The 17,672-nt window shown below is 65.7% G+C and carries 23 protein-coding genes, 1 tRNA gene and 1 pseudogene; 20 read left to right on the top strand and 5 right to left on the bottom strand.

Features of this window, described 5'->3' with window-relative positions:
* Positions 1 to 33: 33 nt before the first annotated feature.
* The 6 genes from paaK to BKK81_RS12205 all read left to right on the top strand — a co-directional run bounded on the left by paaK (position 34) and on the right by BKK81_RS12205 (position 5,069).
* Positions 34 to 1,383, top strand: a complete 1,350-nt coding sequence (paaK, locus tag BKK81_RS12230) for a phenylacetate--CoA ligase PaaK (RefSeq protein ID WP_071013235.1) — start codon at positions 34 to 36, stop codon at positions 1,381 to 1,383.
* A 174-nt stretch (positions 1,384 to 1,557) separates the two neighbouring features.
* Positions 1,558 to 1,779, top strand: coding sequence for a YgaP-like transmembrane domain (locus tag BKK81_RS12225; RefSeq protein ID WP_071013232.1), 222 nt, complete (start codon positions 1,558 to 1,560; stop codon positions 1,777 to 1,779).
* 1 nt (position 1,780) lies between these two features.
* Positions 1,781 to 2,299 (top strand): RNA polymerase sigma factor, encoded by a 519-nt coding sequence (locus BKK81_RS12220; RefSeq protein ID WP_071013230.1) that lies wholly within the window; start codon positions 1,781 to 1,783, stop codon positions 2,297 to 2,299.
* Between the two features lie 158 nt (positions 2,300 to 2,457).
* A tRNA-Leu gene (locus BKK81_RS12215) sits at positions 2,458 to 2,542 on the top strand.
* A gap of 137 nt (positions 2,543 to 2,679) precedes the next feature.
* Positions 2,680 to 3,918, top strand: a complete 1,239-nt coding sequence (locus BKK81_RS12210; RefSeq protein ID WP_071013227.1) for a tyrosine-type recombinase/integrase — start codon at positions 2,680 to 2,682, stop codon at positions 3,916 to 3,918.
* A gap of 2 nt (positions 3,919 to 3,920) precedes the next feature.
* Positions 3,921 to 5,069: a hypothetical protein gene (locus BKK81_RS12205; protein ID WP_071013224.1), complete on the top strand. Its 1,149-nt coding sequence runs from the start codon at positions 3,921 to 3,923 to the stop codon at positions 5,067 to 5,069.
* Between the two features lie 233 nt (positions 5,070 to 5,302).
* Here the strand turns inward: BKK81_RS12205 and BKK81_RS12200 are convergent, their stop codons facing one another.
* The 4 genes and pseudogenes from BKK81_RS12200 to BKK81_RS34305 all read right to left on the bottom strand — a co-directional run.
* Positions 5,303 to 5,845, bottom strand: a complete 543-nt coding sequence (locus tag BKK81_RS12200; protein WP_071013221.1) for a DUF1643 domain-containing protein — start codon at positions 5,843 to 5,845, stop codon at positions 5,303 to 5,305.
* 196 nt (positions 5,846 to 6,041) lie between these two features.
* On the bottom strand, positions 6,042 to 6,344 hold the full coding sequence (locus BKK81_RS36410) for a hypothetical protein (protein WP_231907917.1): 303 nt from the start codon (positions 6,342 to 6,344) through the stop codon (positions 6,042 to 6,044).
* A 135-nt stretch (positions 6,345 to 6,479) separates the two neighbouring features.
* Positions 6,480 to 6,782 (bottom strand): hypothetical protein, encoded by a 303-nt coding sequence (locus BKK81_RS36405; RefSeq protein ID WP_231907916.1) that lies wholly within the window; start codon positions 6,780 to 6,782, stop codon positions 6,480 to 6,482.
* 268 nt (positions 6,783 to 7,050) lie between these two features.
* Positions 7,051 to 8,294: pseudogene (locus BKK81_RS34305) on the bottom strand (DNA cytosine methyltransferase); the annotation flags it as partial.
* Between BKK81_RS34305 and BKK81_RS12175 the strand changes: the two are divergent.
* The 4 genes from BKK81_RS12175 to BKK81_RS34300 are packed head-to-tail and all read left to right on the top strand — an operon-like array spanning position 8,202 to position 11,341.
* The gene (locus BKK81_RS12175; RefSeq protein ID WP_197523983.1) at positions 8,202 to 9,272 is read left to right on the top strand and encodes a baseplate J/gp47 family protein; all 1,071 of its coding nucleotides are present in this window, start codon (positions 8,202 to 8,204) and stop codon (positions 9,270 to 9,272) included. The pseudogene BKK81_RS34305 and the gene BKK81_RS12175 overlap by 93 nt on opposite strands.
* Position 9,273: 1 nt before the next feature.
* Positions 9,274 to 9,933, top strand: a complete 660-nt coding sequence (locus BKK81_RS12170) for a DUF2612 domain-containing protein (RefSeq protein WP_071013211.1) — start codon at positions 9,274 to 9,276, stop codon at positions 9,931 to 9,933.
* Positions 9,934 to 9,990: 57 nt separating this feature from the next.
* A complete protein-coding gene (locus tag BKK81_RS12165; RefSeq protein WP_071013208.1) occupies positions 9,991 to 10,920 on the top strand; it encodes a gp53-like domain-containing protein in 930 nt (309 codons plus the stop codon).
* 16 nt (positions 10,921 to 10,936) lie between these two features.
* On the top strand, positions 10,937 to 11,341 hold the full coding sequence (locus BKK81_RS34300) for a tail fiber assembly protein (RefSeq protein ID WP_083384092.1): 405 nt from the start codon (positions 10,937 to 10,939) through the stop codon (positions 11,339 to 11,341).
* A 16-nt stretch (positions 11,342 to 11,357) separates the two neighbouring features.
* Here BKK81_RS34300 and BKK81_RS12160 read toward each other — a convergent pair whose 3' ends face one another.
* Positions 11,358 to 12,533, bottom strand: coding sequence for an acyltransferase family protein (locus BKK81_RS12160; protein WP_071013205.1), 1,176 nt, complete (start codon positions 12,531 to 12,533; stop codon positions 11,358 to 11,360).
* A 135-nt stretch (positions 12,534 to 12,668) separates the two neighbouring features.
* On the opposite strand from BKK81_RS12160, the gene BKK81_RS12155 reads away from it, so the two are divergent.
* From BKK81_RS12155 to BKK81_RS12110, 10 genes are all read left to right on the top strand, one after another.
* Positions 12,669 to 13,100, top strand: a complete 432-nt coding sequence (locus BKK81_RS12155) for a hypothetical protein (protein ID WP_071013202.1) — start codon at positions 12,669 to 12,671, stop codon at positions 13,098 to 13,100.
* Complete coding sequence (locus BKK81_RS12150; RefSeq protein ID WP_071013198.1) at positions 13,097 to 13,651, top strand: glycoside hydrolase family 19 protein; 555 nt, start codon at positions 13,097 to 13,099, stop codon at positions 13,649 to 13,651. Before BKK81_RS12155 ends, BKK81_RS12150 begins: the two co-directional genes overlap by 4 nt.
* Positions 13,648 to 13,983 (top strand): DUF6527 family protein, encoded by a 336-nt coding sequence (locus tag BKK81_RS12145; protein WP_071013197.1) that lies wholly within the window; start codon positions 13,648 to 13,650, stop codon positions 13,981 to 13,983. Before BKK81_RS12150 ends, BKK81_RS12145 begins: the two co-directional genes overlap by 4 nt.
* A 71-nt stretch (positions 13,984 to 14,054) precedes the next feature.
* The gene (locus tag BKK81_RS12140; protein ID WP_071013194.1) at positions 14,055 to 14,441 is read left to right on the top strand and encodes a hypothetical protein; all 387 of its coding nucleotides are present in this window, start codon (positions 14,055 to 14,057) and stop codon (positions 14,439 to 14,441) included.
* Between the two features lie 15 nt (positions 14,442 to 14,456).
* On the top strand, positions 14,457 to 15,962 hold the full coding sequence (locus BKK81_RS12135; RefSeq protein ID WP_071013192.1) for a GDSL-type esterase/lipase family protein: 1,506 nt from the start codon (positions 14,457 to 14,459) through the stop codon (positions 15,960 to 15,962).
* Between the two features lie 89 nt (positions 15,963 to 16,051).
* Positions 16,052 to 16,540, top strand: a complete 489-nt coding sequence (locus tag BKK81_RS12130) for a hypothetical protein (protein WP_071013189.1) — start codon at positions 16,052 to 16,054, stop codon at positions 16,538 to 16,540.
* The gene (locus tag BKK81_RS12125) at positions 16,530 to 16,751 is read left to right on the top strand and encodes a hypothetical protein (protein ID WP_071013186.1); all 222 of its coding nucleotides are present in this window, start codon (positions 16,530 to 16,532) and stop codon (positions 16,749 to 16,751) included. Before BKK81_RS12130 ends, BKK81_RS12125 begins: the two co-directional genes overlap by 11 nt.
* 51 nt (positions 16,752 to 16,802) lie before the next feature.
* Positions 16,803 to 17,078 carry a hypothetical protein gene (locus tag BKK81_RS12120; RefSeq protein ID WP_071013183.1) on the top strand — a complete coding sequence of 92 codons (276 nt, stop codon included), beginning with the start codon at positions 16,803 to 16,805 and terminating at the stop codon, positions 17,076 to 17,078.
* Complete coding sequence (locus BKK81_RS12115; protein ID WP_071013181.1) at positions 17,079 to 17,279, top strand: hypothetical protein; 201 nt, start codon at positions 17,079 to 17,081, stop codon at positions 17,277 to 17,279.
* Complete coding sequence (locus BKK81_RS12110) at positions 17,276 to 17,656, top strand: DUF1353 domain-containing protein (protein ID WP_197523917.1); 381 nt, start codon at positions 17,276 to 17,278, stop codon at positions 17,654 to 17,656. The genes BKK81_RS12115 and BKK81_RS12110 overlap by 4 nt, the downstream gene beginning before the upstream one ends.
* The last annotated feature ends 16 nt before the right edge of the window (positions 17,657 to 17,672 follow it).

Below are 17,672 nucleotides of genomic sequence, written 5' to 3'. Positions count from 1 at the left end.
TCCGGCGCCATGATGACAACGATGGAGTAGACAATGGTCCAACGCATCCCCCACCCCGACGAGCTGGAACCGATCGAGCGTGCCAGCCGCGACGAACTGCAGGCGCTGCAGCTGGAACGGCTGAAATGGAGCGTGCGCCATGCCTACGACAACGTGCCGCACTATCGCCGCGCCTTCGATGCCGCGGGCGTGGCGCCGGATGACCTGAAGTCGCTGTCGGACCTGTCGAAGTTCCCCTTCCTGGTCAAGCAGGACCTGCGCGACAACTATCCCTTCGGCATGTTCGCCGTGCCGCGCCAGAAGATCGCCCGCGTGCACGCCTCGAGCGGCACCACGGGCAAGCCCACCGTGGTGGGCTACACCGCGCGCGACCTCGATACCTGGGCTACCGTGGTGGCGCGCTCTATCCGCGCCGCCGGCGGACGGCCCGGCGACCTGGTGCACGTGAGCTACGGCTATGGCCTGTTCACCGGCGGCCTGGGCGCGCACTACGGCGCGGAGAGGGCCGGTTGCACGGTGGTGCCGATGTCGGGCGGCCAGACCGAGAAGCAGGTGCAGCTGATCCGCGAGTTCCAGCCGGACATCATCATGGTCACGCCGTCCTACATGCTCAACCTCATCGAAGAGATGATGCGCCAGGGCATGGACCCGACCGAGACTTCGCTGAAGCTCGGGATCTTCGGCGCCGAGCCCTGGACCGACGCGATGCGGGCGGAGATCGAGGCGCGCGCGGGCATCGACGCGGTCGACATCTACGGCCTGTCCGAGGTCATGGGACCGGGCGTGGCCTGCGAATGCGTGGAGAGCAAGGACGGGCCGGTCATCTGGGAAGACCATTTCTACGCGGAAATCATCGACCCCGTCACCGGCGAAGTCCTGCCGGACGGGGAAGAAGGGGAACTGGTGTTCACCTCGTTGACCAAGGAAGCCCTGCCGGTGATCCGCTACCGCACGCGCGACCTGACGCGCCTGCTGCCGCCGACCTCGCGCTCCATGCGCCGCATCGGCAAGATCACCGGCCGCTCCGACGACATGCTGATCATCCGCGGCGTGAACGTGTTCCCGTCGCAGATCGAGGAACTGATCCTGAAGACGCCTGCGCTGGCCCCGCAGTTCCAGCTGGTGGTGACGCGCGACGGCCATCTCGATACCCTGGCCGTGCGCGTGGAAGCCCGCCCGGAGGCCGCGGGGGCGCTGGGCGCGGAGGGCAGGGCAGTCCTGGAGCGCGAGCTGAAGGCCCAGATCAAGACCTACGTCGGCGTCACCACGCAGGTACAGGTGGTGGACGCGAACGGCATCGAGCGTGCCACCACCGGCAAGGCGCGGCGCGTGCTGGACATGCGGCCCAAGATCGCCGGCGAGGCACTGGCCGAGGCCGGGTGACGAAGCGGGCGGGGCAGGCGGCGTCGATCCGGCGGCCGGCTGTCGGCGACGGAATGTGATAATTCAGCCGCTCGGAACTCGTCGAACGCCCCTTTTTTGCTCGTGCGCGAATCCTCTCGCGCGTCCGCTGCCTCTTGTCGGTCGAGGGACTTCCTCGACTTTCAGGAGATGACGATGTTCTACGTGAAGAATGTGCCGGGCTGGGAGCGCATGCTGCGCATCGTTGCCGGAGCGCTTGCCGTCGCCGGTGCGCTGGCCTGGCTGCCCGCTAGCTGGCGCATCGCCGGAGCGCTCGCCGCCGCTGGCATCGTGGTATCCGGCCTGGTAGGCTTCTGCCCGATGTGCGCCATGGTCGGGCGGCGCCTGGACAAGGGCGCCGTCACCCGGCGGAACTGACATGAAGGTTGCCGAGCAACACCTGCCGCTGCTGCAGCAAGCCCAGACCGGGGATCCCGCTGCGCTGGCGGAGATCCTGCGCCTGTGCCAGCCGGATATCCGGCGTTACGCCAAGCGGCATTGCCTGGTCAGCGACGTCGACGACGCCGTGCAGGAAGCGCTGCTGATCCTGTCACGCCACATCGGCTCGCTGCGCGCGCTGGCCGCGCTCTCGGGCTGGCTGTTCCGTGTGGTCGAGCGGGAATGCCGCCGGCTGGGACGCAAGGCGCTCCGCTTCGATCCCTACGACGAGGAAAAGCTCGACCACTGGCTGGGCTCGCATTCCCGCGAGGGCCTGCGCATGGAGCTGGCCAGCGCCCTCGAATCCTTGCCGGCGGATTATCGCCAGATCATCCTGCTGCGCGACTTCGAGGAACTGACCGTGCGGGAACTTGCCGAGCGCCTGGGCATCAGCCAGGCCGCCGCCAAGAGCCGCCTGCACCGGGCACGGACGATGGCGCGGGAGTACCTGCTCGGTTAAGCGTGTACCCGCGGGCGGCCCGGCCGCCGCGGGGGCCTGCCGACCGCGAATGCCGCGTGCGAGAGGCCTGCCGGGAACGCGGAAACCCGCCTCGCAATGGATGGATCGACGCGCACCAGTTCACAAAATCGCTTCCAGCCGTTACAATGCGCCCCCTTGCCCAGATGGCGGAATTGGTAGACGCACTATCTTGAGGGGGTAGCGCCGCGAGGCGTGCGGGTTCGAGTCCCGCTCTGGGCACCACGTCATTGGCCGCTGCAGTCCGCAGTGGTACACCATCCCAAGTAAATCAAGGCATTAGGCGCATTCAGCGTCCGTCGTCGTTCGCTGTCGAACGTTGGCATCCGGCACTTTTTGGGGCATTCTTAGGGGCATCGCTGATGCCCCCATTCCCGGTGCCCCGTACCGTTGAGCCACTGACCGACACGAAGATCCGCAACGCCAAGCCGCGCGAGCGGCCCTATAAGCTGTTCGACGGGGGAGGCCTCTATGTCGAGGTCATGGCCGACGGGCGGAAACTCTGGCGCTTCAAATACATCCGGCCGTCCGGCAGTGAGAGCCGCCTTGGCTTCGGGGCCTATCCTACGGTTTCCCTGGCCCAGGCGCGCGCGCAGCGCGAGGCAGCACGCGCCCAAGTGGCCGCGGGCCGTGATCCGGGTGTCGTCAAGGAAGAAGGGCGCCGGGCAGCCAAGATTGCTGCTGGCCATTCATTCGAGGCGGTGGCCCGCGGCTGGTTCGAGACGCAGAAGGAAAGCTGGACCGAGAGCCACGCCGCCCGGGTGATTGCCTCCATGGAAAGGGAGGTCTTTCCGGAGATCGGGGCCATGTCGGTCGCTGACATTCGGGCGCCTGCCATCTTGGAAGTGTTGCGCAAGGTCGAGGCGCGCGGCGTGCGCGAGACGACGAAGCGGCTGCTGCAGCGGATGCGCGGCGTCTTCCACTACGGAATCATCAGCGGCGTGTGCGACCGCAATCCCGCGGCCGACATCGACAGCGTCTCGGCGCTGCGTTCGGCGCCCGTCCAACACCAGACTCGAATCCCGCTCGCCGAGCTGCCGCAGCTGCTGCGCGACATTGATGCCTATTCGGGCGACCCGGTGACACGCCTGGCACTGCAGCTCATGACCCTCACGCTTGTCCGCACCAAGGAACTGATCCAGGCGCGCTGGGAAGAGTTCGACGAGGACAAGGCGGAGTGGCGCATTCCCGCCGAGCGGATGAAGATGCGTGACCCTCATGTCGTGCCGCTGTCCGCTCAGGCCCTGCGGGTGCTCGCCGAGCTGCGCGAGCTCACCGGCCGGCGCGAGTTCGTCTTCTTCAGCGGGCGCGGACGCGGCGGTCACATCAGCAACAACACGATGCTGTATGCGCTTTATCGTCTGGGCTACCACTCACGAATGACGGGACACGGATTTCGCGGCCTGGCGTCGACCGCGCTGAACGAGCTGGGTTATCGGCCCGACGTCATCGAGCGCCAGCTCGCGCACGTCGAGCGCAACAAGGTGCGCGCCGCCTACATCCACGCGCAGTACCTGCCCGAGCGCCGGCAAATGATGCAGTCTTGGGCCGACTTCTTGGCGACGGCGCGGCAACAAAAGCACGATAAACGGGAGAATTGAGCATGTTCGAACTGACAAGAGAACAATTTTTGGAAAGGAACCGTATCAGCGAGGCGGTTTGGATCAAAAGCGGTTGTGATTGGGCGGTCCTTGAAGCGATCGCCATTGACCATCTTGCCAGCGAGGAATCGCTTGTAACGACGGCCGAGCTGTTCGCGCGAATGATTCAACGTATCGATGCCGTGCATTCTGTACGGTTCCGCGTTAAGAATGTGGAGCATCTGCTTGAGAAGATCATTCGCAAATGCGCTGCCGAGGACGTCCAAGAGAAGTACCGAACCATCTCGGTTGAAAACTACTACAAGGTCGTCACCGATCTGGTAGGGATTCGCGCGCTACACCTCTTCAAAGCTGATTGTTTTTCAGTTGATGTTGGCATTCGTGACGAGTGGCAGCTGTGCGAAGACCCTGTTGCATACGTTCGCGGTGGAGACTCGGACGAGTTCCGGGAAGAGCTTCGGAAGCATGGGTTCGTTGTGCAAGAACACAAATTCGGATACCGCTCGGTTCACTACGTTGCGTCGACACGACCTGGCAAGCGAGATGTCCTGGTGGAAGTGCAGGTCCGGACGATTTTCGAGGAGGGTTGGAGTGAGATTGACCACACCATTCGCTATCCCAATTTCTCTAACGATCCCCTGCTCGAGTACTTTCTGACTATCTTCAACAGGATGGCTGGGGCAGCTGACGAAATGGGAAGCTTCGTCCAAGTTCTGTCAGCCTATGCCGTTAACGCGGCGGAGCAGCAGCGAGCATCGGAGCAGGAGCGAGATGACGCAATTGCTAAGATGGAAGAGGCTCTCGAGGAAGCAAAGCGCACTGCGGAGCGGTCCGCAGAGCAGGATGCAATGCTCTCCAAACTGACATCTGAGATGAAGCGCTTGCGTCGAACCGCGAGTGCTCATGATGCGCAGGAGTTACCGCTGGGTGCCGGTAAAAACAGGCTGGCGGAGATCGTACTTGGCGCCAAGCAGTTGCAACGGGAATATCCCTTCATTCGAAATCTGCAGGAAACTGAAGTGGGCAGGATTGCCCGCCAACTTGAAGGCTCGAACGTCCTTCGTGCTGCCAAGCTTGGCGGGGAGGCAGGGGGTCCTGCCTGGAACGCTTTGCATAGAGCACTGAAGAAGCACGAAGAGGGTGAGCTGTAACGCAGTTCGTCTGGCCGGAGTGCTCCCGTGATTTTACTGGGAGTTCCCTGTTGCCAAGCCACTCGAAACGCGGCGGTTCCACGCCGCTGCCGCGCTGTCCTCGCTCTGGTGCGTCAGCGCGATCTGGTGGCTACAGCAAGCGACGTCGGTGCAACTGGCGGCAGACCAGGCTTGCGAGGTCTTCATCTAGACTGGCAGCCCGCAGAACGGGCAGGGTAGTAGCTTGATTGTTTTCATGGCGCGTTGCCCTTTTCCGTGGTGAACCGCTGTGGCCGGGTCTTGGCCGCGATGTAGAGCGGGTGCTTCGGGCTGCCGTCCTGGTTCAGCCCGAGGTGGTAGAGCAGGTTCCCGCGGCCGCACATCCGGACGATGCGCAGCACCTCGGCCGCGCGCGTCGGCGCCGCCTTGTGGGCGCCCCAAGCGCAGAGGACCATCGCGCACCGGTCGATCGCGTCCATGATGACGGCGTCGTTCTGGTCCGCGCGCTCGCCGAGTGGCGCTGGGTGCGTCAGCAACCCATCCGGATCAGTCGAGCGCAGCGGGAAGAGGTTGACCACTTCCAGGCGGCTGTACTTGCCGGCGATCGCGCGCTGCAGGCACCGGGTGATGGTCAGGTCGTCGACCTGGTGGTCTGCCGTCGACGGGTTGAGCATGATGAAGCCGAGCGCCGGCCGGCTGCTGTCCCACTCGCGCCAGAGGCGGTAGCGGTACTGCTCGCAGTCCGAGAGAATGGCGCCGGCCTCGCCGACGAGGGTCTGGGTGATCAGGCGCTTCATGGGGCCTCCGATTTGCGAACGAGACACGGGAAGAGGTCCGCCAGTCCCTGTGGGCTGCACACCAGAGTGCGCGGGCGCCGCAGGCTTACCAGCGCGCCGGCTACCATGACCGGCTCCCAGTCGTCGAGAGACGGGGCGGTGCCGCGGTAACGTTCGACCTGTATGGCCGCGCGGGCCTGTCGATATTCGTCCAGCGTCAGTTCGCGCATTGGACCCTCCGAAACTCCACCACCCACACCCAGGGATTGGCCTCCCAGGCGCCGGGGCCGTTGAGCTGCTCCCATAGAGCGCGATACTCGTCGACGGCCATGCCGCGGTGCATATAGACGACCTCGATACCATCGGTCGCGCGCTCAACGCACTGGCCGATAGGCAGCCGGCCGCTGGGGCCTTGCTTGAACACGCCCTCGGCCAGCGCGTCTTCCTCGCTGATGTCCTGCAGCCGCTCGACGCGCACGCTGGTGACCTCCAGCAGGATGCGCGAGGCCCAGCGGGGCATGTGGATTGATGGCCTCCAGCCTTGACGCAGGTTGTCCTCGGCGTCCGTGAATTCCGGGGGAGGGCCGCCGTCGGCTGCGTACTCGCAATACTTCGGCGAGTGCGGATCTTCCGGGCGATCCTCCCAGTCTCCATCTCACATCGGGCCTTGCCACGTCTCGCGCACCCACAGGCGGTCGCCGGCCTGGCCGTAGGGAGACGGGATCTGGCACGAGCCGTCCCCATCCGACTTCAGGAGCCACCAGGTTGTTGTGTCGGGATCCTCGAATCCCCAGCAGCTCGGGTCGTTCCAGTCCGGGCCGCCCACGGGGCCGCCGCCGACGAAGTGGATCGGCCAGCCGCGCTTCCGCGTGGCGACCCGTCGCGTCTGCGTCTTCCGGCCATCGAGGATGGCGCGCACCATAGCGCCGGAGAAGAGGATGGGGCGTTCTTTTAGCATGCTAGGATTCCTCATCATTTCTGTCGGAGATGGTGATGGCGACGAAACATGGCTTCAAGTTGACCCACAACAACGTTGAGTACTTGCTGGACTGCGATCCAATGCCTATGGCCGACGGGAGGTTCGGGGCCCAGGTGTGCATCACAACCGGCCACGATGGCGCAGAGTTGATTACGCGGCTGTACCCATCCCTTGATCACTTCGCGACTGAAGAGGAAGCCGTCTCCTACGCGAGAGATTGGGGGAGGGCCTGGATTCGCGATAACGGCTAGCATCCTGCACCCTCGGTTTGCTGTGCTACGGTCAACGCGATAGCCACTGGCCGCACCCACACCGGCGTCGACGACAGACTGAAGGTCTCGCCAGTCTCGGCCAGCAGCAGCGTGGTGCCCATCACTTCAGCGATCGCCTGGGCGGCGTCCGGTGGTACCGCGTTGCCGATGCGCTCGCGCCAGGCCTGATCACTCTCGCCGTCCAGCTTGAAGGCCTTGGGGCCAATCAGGGCGGCGCGGTTGTAAGTGTCGAAGGTATCTATTTCCCGCTGCACCTTCGGATCAGGCGATCACATCTCCTCCGGATCGATAAGGCTTTGCAGGGCCGCCAGCTCCAGCGTGGTGAAGGGGCGGTGCCAGGTTCCATCCAGGGCACGGATGACGGCTACCAGCTTGTCGTTGGCCAGGGGCAACCGCGGGTCAGCGACCGAGCATCGCCCGTTGTCATGACCGGCAGCTGCCGAAACAGCGCCGCTGTGCTGATCCCAGCCGACCACGCCGTAGTGACCGCCGGTCAGGTAGGCATCGCCGCGCTCGCGGCGCATGCCCGGGCGCGGGTCGGCCCCAGCAAATGCACCCTGGCCGGTGTCGCTGCGCGCGATGACCGTGCCGGCCGGCTCGCCGTAGCCGGTGACTCGGTACTTGCCAGCGCCTTCGAAGCCGGTCGAAGCGCGCGGATCCTGGACGCACTGCCCGGTGCCGTGTGCACTGGTAGCGGCGCCAGCAGCCTGCTGCCAAGGCACGATCCGGAATTCGTTCTTCGGTGTGCCGCCATGGCGCGGATCCGCGACGCTGAACGTGCCCTGACCGGGATTGGTGCCAGCCGTGATGGCACCGGACGCTTCACCCCAGCGGAGAACCTGTTCAGGCTGCGCCAGTCGCTGCCGGCCTCGACAAAGGCCAAGCGCACCCACGTCTTCCACTGCAACGCTGGCACGCGGTGCATCGGGCCGCCGGCGGTCGCACCGGGCAGCGGCATGCGGCCCAGCACAGTACCTACGCCCTGCAGGCGTCGCACAGGTGGCTCGTACAGGAACGCCTGCACCTTCGCGGTGTGCCGTGCGACCAGGAGGAACCGCTTGCGGCTCTGCGCCAGCCCGCCGATCACACCACAGTCGTGCGTGGTCTCGTTCACCACGTAGCCGTAGTGCCTCAGGATCTGGCCAATCTGGTCGAGCAGGTGCCGGCCGCGCGTGGCCAACCGTGGCACGTTCTCGAAGACGATCAGCTCGGGCGGGTCGACAACGCCTTCTCGCCGGCCACGGCGCAGGGCGCGAACCTGTCCAGCGTCGTCAAGATCAACGGCCTGCAGCGCAATACGCCGAGCAACTCGACGGTCGACCAGATCATCATCGGCGTGGCGGGCACCGTGATCACCAACGGCGTGACGCAAGACGCCAACGGCAACAAGTGGGCGCTGCCGACGACGGTCACGATCCCGCCGAGCGGCACCATCACCGTGACGGCAACCTGCCAGACGGCCGGCGCGGTGCAGGCTGGGGTCGGCGCGGTCAACCACATCGCGACGCCGACGCTGGGTTGGCAGTCGGTCACCAACGCGAGTGCCGCCCAAGCCGGCGAGCCAGTCGAAACCGATTCCCAGCTGAAGGCGCGACAGGCCACGTCGACGGCGCTGCCGTCGCGGACGGTCCTGGAGGGGACGGTCGGGGCGGTGTGGGCGGTGCCAGGCGTGACCCGCGTGACCCCCTATGAGAACGACACGAGCGTCGTCGATGCCAATGGCATCCCTGCCAACAAGATCTACCTGGTGGTGGAGGGCGGCGACGCTACGGCGATCGCGCAGGCCATCGCCGCCAAGAAGGGGCCGGGGTGCGGCACTTACGGCACGACGACCATCTACGTGACCGACGCCTACGGCATCGCCCATCCGATCAGCTTCTACCGGCCGACGTACGACGCCATCACCTGCGCGATCACGTTGAAGGCGCTCCCCGGCTACACGTCGACCGTCGGCGCGGCGATCCAGGCCGCGGTGGCCGCATACATCAACTCGGTGGTGATCGGCGGCGCGCCAAGTGGCTTCGTCGAATGGGATTCCGCTCTGGCGGCCGCGAAGTCAGTGCCTGGCAGCAACACGTTCCGCATCACGTCGCTGACGCTGAGTGGGCCCGGCGGCGCCGGCGCCCCGGACGTGCCGCTGGCCTTCAACCACGCCGGCCAGGCGACACCTGCGAGCGTGACGATCACGGCGACATGACATGGCACAGGCATCCGACTACACCGCGCTGATCACCGCCCAGCACGCGGACAAGCCGAAGTTCATGGCCATGGTGGCTGTCGTCGCGCAGTGCTTCGGCGACCAGATTAACGTCATGCAGTCGATCCCGGCGGCATTTGACCTGGACAACGCCGTTGGCGTGCAGCTCGACGCCGTCGGCCTGTGGGCCGGCATCAGGCGGCAGGTCCGGACACCACTGAACGTCTACTTCTCGCTCGACACCGCAGGCCTGGGCTTCGACCAAGGCAACTGGCAGGGCCCGTTCGATCCCAGCACCGGCCTGACGTCGCTCGATGACGGCACGTTCAGGACGCTGATCCGAGCCAAGATCGCGGCGAACAGCTGGGATGGGACGGTGCCAGGCGCCGCGGCGGCCTACTCGAACCTGTTCGCCGGCTCAGCCAGCAACATCTTCATCCAGGACAACCAGGACATGACGATGACGGTGGGCGTCTCGGGGGAGATCCCGAGCGCGCTGCTGCGTGCCCTGTTCTCCGGCGGCTATCTGCCGCTCAAGCCGGAGGGGGTGCACGCCAGCTACGTCGTGCCGTCCGTCAACGATACCTCGCTCTTCGGGTTCGACGTTTCCAACCAGTACGTCGCCGGCTTTGACGCCGGCTCGTGGGCGGTCTCCGCCTGATCCTCAGCACTTCGATACAGGCCGCCTTCGGGCGGCTTCTTCATTTCCGGAACCCCAATGCCCATCCAGAACGACTTCCTGCCCTTCGCTGCCGGGTCGGGCGCCAACGTGCTGACACAGGCTCAGTACGCGGCGCTCACCTCGCTGATTGCCAATGGCTTTTCGGCCGGCGTCGCGCCCTCGGCGCAGCTCAACAAGGTCTGGCGCCAGGGCGGCCTCATGGCGGCGGTCCTGGCGCAGTTCATCGTCGCCAACACCGGCCAGACGGCGATCGATGACGGCACGACCGCGACGCTTCTGGCCAACCTGGCCACGGCGATCTCGGTGACCGCGCGCCAGAATCCGGTTCTCGCCGACACCGGCGCAGCGAATGCCTACGTGGTCTCCAACTTGGCAGCTTTCACGGCCTACCCGACGTCGTCCGGGCTGACGCTGGATGTGTCGATTGCCAACGCCAACACCGGCGCGTCAACGCTCAACGTCGACGGCCTGGGCGCGAAGCCGATTCTTGGGCTGGGCCTGCAGCCGCTTCAAGGCGGCGAGCTCGTCGCCAAAGGCGTTGCGTGCCTGTTGTACGTCGTGGCATCGACGGTCAACGGCGAGAACGGTGCATGGGTCGTGATGGAGTGCTCTGGTGGCGCGCAGCAGGTAGCGCCGGCTACACAGAGCCAGCATGCGGTGAGCCTCGGGCAATTCCTGTCCTCCCTTAGCGCAGGCGGGTACATCAAAATCCCCACGGCTGGCGGCCCCTTGATCTTGCAATGGGGAAGCTTGACCCCTACAGGCGGGGCACAAACAGCCAGTCTGCCGATTGCATTCCCGAACAACAATTTTGCAATCGTCGGACAGTTCTCTACGAGCGTCGATGCTGAATTCGGATATGTCAATATCTCCGGAGTCGGGCTGACCCAATACCGGGTTGTGGTTCGAGACAGCTCGGGCGCGCTCCTCTCAAAGCAAGTCCGCTGGTTTGCCATCGGAAATTAATCAATTGGAGAAGAGTATGGCTATGTTTTATGCCCCGAGCACTCAAGGCTTCTATGATTCTGAAATCAATGGCGGCGCAATCCCGAAAGACGCCGTGGAGATCGATCAAAGCCACTACGAAGCACTCCAAGCCGGCCAGGAAGATGGAAAGTTAATTCGGGCCGGCGCTGACGGCGCCCCATGTTTGGCTGATGTGCCGGGGCCAACTGCAGCGGACTTACTCTATGCCGCGCAAGTAAAGCGGGGCCAATTGATGGCAGAGGCGGCACTTAGGATCGCGCCCTTGCAGGACGCGGTTGATCTGGGCATTGCAACAACGGCGGAAGTCTCCGCGCTGAATGCATGGAAGTCTTTTCGGGTTGCCCTGAACAGGCTCGACCTGACCGTCCAGCCAATCGTATGGCCTAGCCAGCCGCAATAAGGGCTGGCGGCATGGGCTAGGCGGCTTGCTGCGTCAAAGTGTCGTCTCGCTTGAGAGTTCCATTTGCGAGCTTGCTCGCCAGCGAGATCGCGCCGTTGTCGACTACGCGCGCATAGAAGTGCGACAGAATCATTGTCACGGCAACGCTTACGGCAATGGAGAGAAGGCCGGCGGCGCGGTGTGACATGACGGAGTGTGCTTGCAGGTACGTGAGGCAACCTGCGCTGCAGATGATTGGGACATGCAGCAGGTAGACGGAGAACGATACGCGGCCGAGGTACTTGCAGATGCGGCTGGATAGGAAGTTCTGTAGTGCCCCGCTCTTCAGGATTGCCAGCGCAAGCAGAATTGCCGCCAGGGATTTCGCCGCCGTTGCCTTGTCGATCTCGTGGCGATTTACGGTGAGATCCAGTGCGTTGATCCAAGCGTATTGTGGGCCATCGTTGATGCCCCCAAGGAAGAGTGCGAGACCGCAGCAGGCTACGGCAAAGCCTGAATGCCAGGCGCGTTTCATTTGTATGCTGGAGAGGACGAGGCCAGCGATGAGCGAGGCGTAGTAGACGCCAGTCGTTCCAAAATGCCATATCGCCAGTGCCCCTGATGCCACGAAGGCAATGAGCCGCCATAGGCCAGCATTCCTGAAAAGGATCGCAAGTCCGATCACAAGTAGCGCGCCATAGAACTCAATACTGATTGTCCACAAGCTTGAGTTGTAGGACGTCTCCCCAAGTAGGACAGCGCCGATCAAGCCTTGCCGCAAGGCGTCGCTGAGGTCGGCCGGAAACTTGTAGAACCAACTGAGCCAGAGGGAATCCGTGAGGGGGGCGACCTGCTGAGAAAACATCAAATCACTGGCCAGCAAGACGTATGCAAGGAAGATGGAGCCCAATGCAGGCAGCATTAGTCGTGGGTAGCGCTTGATGGTTGTCCGTTCAAGCGTGCGGATGCCATCCGGATGCTGAGCACGGTAGGTCAGAACGTAGCCGCTCAGGACAAAGAAGATGAGCACTGCGAAGCCACCATCGTAGAGCACATGGGCCAAGCCAAGGCTGCTGAAGAGGTCAGTCTCAAGTGCCTGTCGGTGCGGGAAGAATGCTCCAAGCGAGTGACCTACGAGCACCGCGATCGCTGCGATCCCGCGAAGGCCTTCAAGGTAGTCGAGCTTGCCGGTAGTGGGCTGATCGGAGGCCATGATTTCTTCATTTTTCGTAGTCGCGCAGATTATACGCGGCGCTATGGGGTCCTTCCCCCATCAAACATGGCCACCCTCGGGTGGCTTTCTCGCTGCCCGCCTCAGAGCGGGCTTTTTCATTTCCGGGGGTCACAAATGTCCGAACCAATCAGCGGCGGTTACGCAACAGGGGCGGCCGTCAGCGCCACCGCAAAGCTCTTCGGCCTGCAAATCGGCGCCGGCGCCGTTGCGGCGGCACTGGGCTTCATGGTGCTCTGGCCGAAGACGAAGCGGGAGGGGTTCGCCCGGCTCGTGTCGTCCGTCCTCGCGTCGATCGTCTTCGGCCCGGCGCTGGTGGCGTTCGCCAATACCAGGGCGCCGGATCTGTTCACGTCGGCGCGCGCGATGGGCGCGACTTTCGGTCTCCCGCCGGAGTTCGGCATGCTCTACGCCAGCGCGCTGTTCCTGGTGATCGCCGGCCTGCCGGCCTGGTGGGTGATCGGCGCCGTCGTGCGGTGGTTCGAGAAGCGCCGTGGGAAGGACATCGGTGAGCTGATGGCCGACGCCAAGCAGGAGCTGGCGCCATGATCACGCCCGCCATCATCCGCGCAGTGATGCCGGCAGCCGGGCGGCGCGCCGACGTCTACGGTCTGCTGCTGGCCGACGCCGCGGCGCGGTTCGACATCAGCACGCCGGCGCGCGCGGCCGCGTTTCTGGCGCAGGTCGCGCACGAATCCGGTCAGCTCGCGTACACGCGCGAAGTCTGGGGCCCAACGCCGGCGCAGCTGCGGTATGAGGGCAGGGCGGATCTGGGGAACACTCAGGTCGGCGACGGCAAGCGGTTCATGGGGCGCGGTCTGATCCAAATCACCGGCCGCAAGAACTACCTGCTGTGCGGGTTCGACCTCCGCCTGGACCTGATCGCAATGCCCGGGTTGCTCGAGCAGCCGGAGGCCGCGGCTGCCTCGGCTGGGTGGTACTGGCACACCAAGAACCTGAACCGGTTCGCGGACGCCGGCGACTTCCTGGGCCTGAGTATCGCCATCAATGGGAAGAACAAGGATGGCTTGCCGAACGGCTGGGCCGACCGCCAGGACTTCTGGACGCGCGCGAAGGCGGCGCTGGGGGTTGCCGCATGAGGGCGCTCTCCAACGTCCTGCGCGAGCTGGCGCCCGGAGTGCTGTCCTTCTGGTGCCCGGGTTGCGGCGTCTCGCATTCGATCCAGTACGGCGCCGGGCCGGGGCCGCGGTGGGGTTGGAACGGCCACGTCGAGCGGCCGACCTTTACCCCGAGCGTGCTGGTGCGCACTGGCCGCGCGGTCGATCCGGCCTTTGTGCCGATGGACGGCGATCCGCCGGAGGTCTGCCACACGTTCGTGACGGACGGGCAGATCCAGTACCTGGGCGACTGCACGCATGCGCTGGCCGGCCAGACAGTGCCGATGGTCGCCTTTCCAGACAGGTGGGGCTGAGCGCCTCGCCCATCCGCCCCTCCATACTCCAGGCCCCGCCGCGCGCGGGGCTTTCTCATTCCTGGATCCCTATGGCTGATAGCTTGGATTTCCTGATTGACCAGGGCGCCGATTGGAACGTCCAGCTGGTTCTGCAGAACGACGACAGAACACCGCTGGACCTGACCGGCTGCCAGGTCTACCTCAAGTGCCGCGCGGCGCCGTCGAGCCCGACTGCGCTGATCGACCTCTCGACGAAGGCGGGGACGATCACGATGAACGGCCCCCTGGGCCAGCTGAACTGGACCGTTCCTGGCGCGACGACAGCGCTCTATTCGGGACAACCGTACGCCTTGCCGCAATTCGGGGCGATGCCGTTCGGCGTCTATGACCTCTTCGTCGAGACGCCCGGCGGCAGCCCCATGAAGTACCTCTGCGGCCAGATCTTGTTGGCATTGAGCGAAACCCCTCCATTCTGATCACCGGAGCTTTGCATGACCGTAATTCTGGTAAGCACGCCTGGCCCGCAAGGCGAGCCGGGCGCTGGCATCAATCTGCGCGGCACCTGGTCGTCGACCGCGGCCTATGCCATCAACGACTGCGTGACCTACAACGGCTCGGCCTATACCGCCCTGACTGCGAGCGTCGGCGCCCAGCCGGACATCACGCCGATGCAATGGAACCTCTTCGTGGCCGGGGCCGAGTTGAGCCCGGCGGCGCAGGAGGCGGTTGCGGAGGCAGTGTCTGCTGCCTCGGCGGCGACGGCTGCTGCCGCGACGGCTTCCACGGCCGCATCCGCGGCCGCGGCGGCTGAGGCAATCGTGACGGCGCCACTGACCTTTGCCGGCCAGAAGGTCGGCATCGTTGGCGTCGGCGACAGCATCTCGGCGATCGCCTACTCGGGCCTGACGAACTGGCTGCGCGATCTGTGCTACTTGAGCGGGCAGACCTACCGCTACCGCTACGGCGCCGACTTCGCCGTGTCTGGCTCGACCGCGGAACAAGCGCTGGCGTCGCAGCTGCCGCAGGTGCTGGAGATGAACCCGCTGCCCAAGTCGTGCGTCATCGCATGCGGCTCGAACAACTACAACTCGTCGGCGGAGATCGCCAGCGGCTTCGCGGCCGTGACGACCATGATCCGCCAGCTGATTGCCGCCGGCATCCAGCCGATCCTGTGGACCATCCCGCCGCGCGGCAACGTGCCGGGCAGCCAGACCGGCATCAATGCCTGGAACGCGCTGGTCTACCAGATGCAGGCGCAGTACGGCTTCCCGCTGGTCGACTGCAATGCGGCTTTCCAAGACCCGAACAACCCGGCATTTCTGAAGGCGGCGTACACCTTCGACGGGACGCACCCGACGGTGCTTGGCAGCGGCGCGCTGGCGGCGTATGTCCTCGCCGACCCGAAGTTCAACGCGGCGGCGAAGAAGGACACGCCGCCCTGGCTGGTCACCTACAACTCCGACCCGGCCAATCTGCTGCAGAACGGCCTGTTCAACTCGGGAAGTGGCAGCACGTCGGTGGCCGATGGCGTGCAGTTGGCCAGCGGCGTGACGGGCCTGCTTGTCAACGATGGCCAGTGCCTGGGCAACTGGCAACGCTTCACCCGCCCGGCGAGCGCCGGGGCGGTCGGTGCGTCGTCGCTGGCGTTCGGCGGCGTCGTGGCGGGCAGCGTGATTGAGGTCACCTGCCGCTTGCGCGCGAGCACGCCGGCGGTGACGTGGGGCACGGCGGACGCGATCACCGGGCCGTTCGGTCAGATGCTTGGCGTGGCGTGGCAGAACGCCAGCTGGAGCCAGACCATTGGCACGGCCTACCTGCGCCAGACGAACACCGGCGCGTCCGAGAACGGTGTCATCTGCGAGCGCCTGCTCGTGCCGCCCGGCGCTGCCAACGTGTCGGTCCTGATCGGCGCGTCGAGCGCCGGCGGCAACACGCAGCCAATCTCGGTGGACATTGCCCAGCTGGCGTTCCGGGTGATCTCGCCGCCTGCCGTCTGACCTGCACCACCTGCAGGTTTTCACCAGACCTGCACCACCTGCATCCCAGGCCCCGCCGCGCGCGGGGCCTTTGCATTTCTGGAGGGCCTATGGCCGTCACGGATACCCACGAAGAGAAAGAGACCCTGGCGGTCGACGTGCTGCTGCCCGGGCACGAGCCGCGTGCCACCACGGCGCTGTTCGAACGCACGAAGAAGCTGCTGATCGCGCGCGAGGGCGGCCGCTGCTACGTCTGCGGCGCCACGGCGCAGGAGAGTGGCCAGCCGCTGGAAGCCCATCACCACCCGATCGAGCGGTCGCTCGCCAACATGATCGACTGGGCGGCGGTCCAGGCCGCCGCGCGCGCCGGCGCGCTCGGGACGCACGCCGCGGCGTTCGACTGGGCCGCCTTCGACCCGGCTGACCCGCACACCTTCGTCGACGACATGACGGTGAACGGGCTGCTGCTCTGCCGGCAGCACCACACCGGCAAAGACGCGGGCATCCACGCGCTGCCGTTCCCCCTGTGGCTGGCCCAGAAGTTCGGCCGCGAGGGCTACCAGTTCACGCCGGGGGAGGTGATCCACCATGCGACGTAGCGGCGCGGCGGCCGCCGGCGCGTGCCTGGTCGCCCTGGCGCTGCCCGGCTGTGCCGTGATCGAGCACGTCCAGGTCGTGCCGCTGTTCGACCAGCACCTGCACGTCACCGGCTGCTGCCGCGCCTTCGTCGAGATCCCGCCCTCCACCCAGATCACCGCCACCTTCGACCGCGCCGGCCGCCTCATGGTCGGCGCCAGCTGGAATTTCTGAGCAGTCCCATCCCGCCGCGTCCGCGGCATTCACCCGTAAGAGGAACGTCACATGAAGAAGCTGATGCTGCTGTGCGCGGCAGGAATCGTCGCGCTCGTCTCCCTGGCCGGCTGCGCCGGCGCGCCCCAGGCCGCTGCCACCTTCCAGGCTCAGGTCGTCAAGGCCTGCGCGGTCGTGCAGCCGACCCTGCAGTCGGTCCAGGCCATGACGGTCGACGACCCGGCCAAGCAGGTCATCCTGGCGCAGCTGGTGAGGGACAACGGCGCCGTGTGCGCCGCCGGCGCGGCGGTCGACGCCTCGAGTGTGCAATCGCTGGTGAACACGTAGGTGCCGGCCGCCATCCAGGTGGTGGGCGTGCTTCCGCTCGACCCGGCCGCGCGCAGCGGCGTGCAGATCGGGCTGGTGGCGTTCCAGGTGGCGCTGGCGGCCGCGCTCGCGCAGTACGCCACGCCGGCGGCGAGTTCGACCCCGGCGCCGGCCAGCGCGCCGGCCGCGCCCGCGGTGGCGGTTGCCGGGGCGACGTCGTGAGCCAGTTCCTGACCAAGCTGGTCATGGAGAACGCCACGGGCCAAGATGACGGCCTGTGGCGCCTGGTCGAGCCTCTGGTCTACCAGTCGGACGTGGCCGGGCGGACCTTCGAGGTGCCGCCCGGGTTCGAAACCGACCTGGCGTCGGTGCCGCGGCTGCCGGTGGTCTACCTGCTGGCCGGCGGCACGTCCAACGAGGCGGCAGTGGTGCACGATTTCCTGTACACCAAGCACCCGGTGCGGCGTGCGGTGGCGGATGCGGTGCTGCGCGAGGCCTCGGCGGTCACTGGCGTGCCGGCCTGGCGCCGGTGGCTGATGTACTGGGGGGTGCGGCTGGGTGGCGGGCCGCATTGGGGAGGGAAACCGGCGGCTGCATAGTGAGTCACGTTGCCGA

This window comes from Cupriavidus sp. USMAHM13, assembly GCF_001854285.1.
Classification (GTDB): domain Bacteria; phylum Pseudomonadota; class Gammaproteobacteria; order Burkholderiales; family Burkholderiaceae; genus Cupriavidus; species Cupriavidus malaysiensis.
Note: the sequence above shows the minus strand (reverse complement) of the source record. Positions and strands in the feature narration are given on the sequence as shown.

What these genes read in the sequence shown, in the direction of transcription:
- BKK81_RS12210 (WP_071013227.1), top strand. Translation starts at nt 2,680, where the DNA reads ATGCCCCCATTCCCGGTGCCCCGTACCGTTGAGCCACTGACCGACACG.
- BKK81_RS12140 (WP_071013194.1), top strand. Translation starts at nt 14,055, where the DNA reads ATGGCTGATAGCTTGGATTTCCTGATTGACCAGGGCGCCGATTGGAAC.
- BKK81_RS12120 (WP_071013183.1), top strand. Translation starts at nt 16,803, where the DNA reads ATGAAGAAGCTGATGCTGCTGTGCGCGGCAGGAATCGTCGCGCTCGTC.
- BKK81_RS12165 (WP_071013208.1), top strand. Translation starts at nt 9,991, where the DNA reads ATGCCCATCCAGAACGACTTCCTGCCCTTCGCTGCCGGGTCGGGCGCC.
- BKK81_RS12205 (WP_071013224.1), top strand. Translation starts at nt 3,921, where the DNA reads ATGTTCGAACTGACAAGAGAACAATTTTTGGAAAGGAACCGTATCAGC.
- BKK81_RS12130 (WP_071013189.1), top strand. Translation starts at nt 16,052, where the DNA reads ATGGCCGTCACGGATACCCACGAAGAGAAAGAGACCCTGGCGGTCGAC.
- BKK81_RS36405 (WP_231907916.1), bottom strand. Translation starts at nt 6,782, where the DNA reads ATGCTAAAAGAACGCCCCATCCTCTTCTCCGGCGCTATGGTGCGCGCC.
- paaK (WP_071013235.1), top strand. Translation starts at nt 34, where the DNA reads ATGGTCCAACGCATCCCCCACCCCGACGAGCTGGAACCGATCGAGCGT.
- BKK81_RS12220 (WP_071013230.1), top strand. Translation starts at nt 1,781, where the DNA reads ATGAAGGTTGCCGAGCAACACCTGCCGCTGCTGCAGCAAGCCCAGACC.
- BKK81_RS34300 (WP_083384092.1), top strand. Translation starts at nt 10,937, where the DNA reads ATGGCTATGTTTTATGCCCCGAGCACTCAAGGCTTCTATGATTCTGAA.
- BKK81_RS12125 (WP_071013186.1), top strand. Translation starts at nt 16,530, where the DNA reads ATGCGACGTAGCGGCGCGGCGGCCGCCGGCGCGTGCCTGGTCGCCCTG.
- BKK81_RS12160 (WP_071013205.1), bottom strand. Translation starts at nt 12,533, where the DNA reads ATGGCCTCCGATCAGCCCACTACCGGCAAGCTCGACTACCTTGAAGGC.
- BKK81_RS12200 (WP_071013221.1), bottom strand. Translation starts at nt 5,845, where the DNA reads ATGAAGCGCCTGATCACCCAGACCCTCGTCGGCGAGGCCGGCGCCATT.
- BKK81_RS12135 (WP_071013192.1), top strand. Translation starts at nt 14,457, where the DNA reads ATGACCGTAATTCTGGTAAGCACGCCTGGCCCGCAAGGCGAGCCGGGC.
- BKK81_RS12150 (WP_071013198.1), top strand. Translation starts at nt 13,097, where the DNA reads ATGATCACGCCCGCCATCATCCGCGCAGTGATGCCGGCAGCCGGGCGG.
- BKK81_RS12155 (WP_071013202.1), top strand. Translation starts at nt 12,669, where the DNA reads ATGTCCGAACCAATCAGCGGCGGTTACGCAACAGGGGCGGCCGTCAGC.
- BKK81_RS12225 (WP_071013232.1), top strand. Translation starts at nt 1,558, where the DNA reads ATGTTCTACGTGAAGAATGTGCCGGGCTGGGAGCGCATGCTGCGCATC.
- BKK81_RS12170 (WP_071013211.1), top strand. Translation starts at nt 9,274, where the DNA reads ATGGCACAGGCATCCGACTACACCGCGCTGATCACCGCCCAGCACGCG.
- BKK81_RS12145 (WP_071013197.1), top strand. Translation starts at nt 13,648, where the DNA reads ATGAGGGCGCTCTCCAACGTCCTGCGCGAGCTGGCGCCCGGAGTGCTG.
- BKK81_RS36410 (WP_231907917.1), bottom strand. Translation starts at nt 6,344, where the DNA reads ATGCCCCGCTGGGCCTCGCGCATCCTGCTGGAGGTCACCAGCGTGCGC.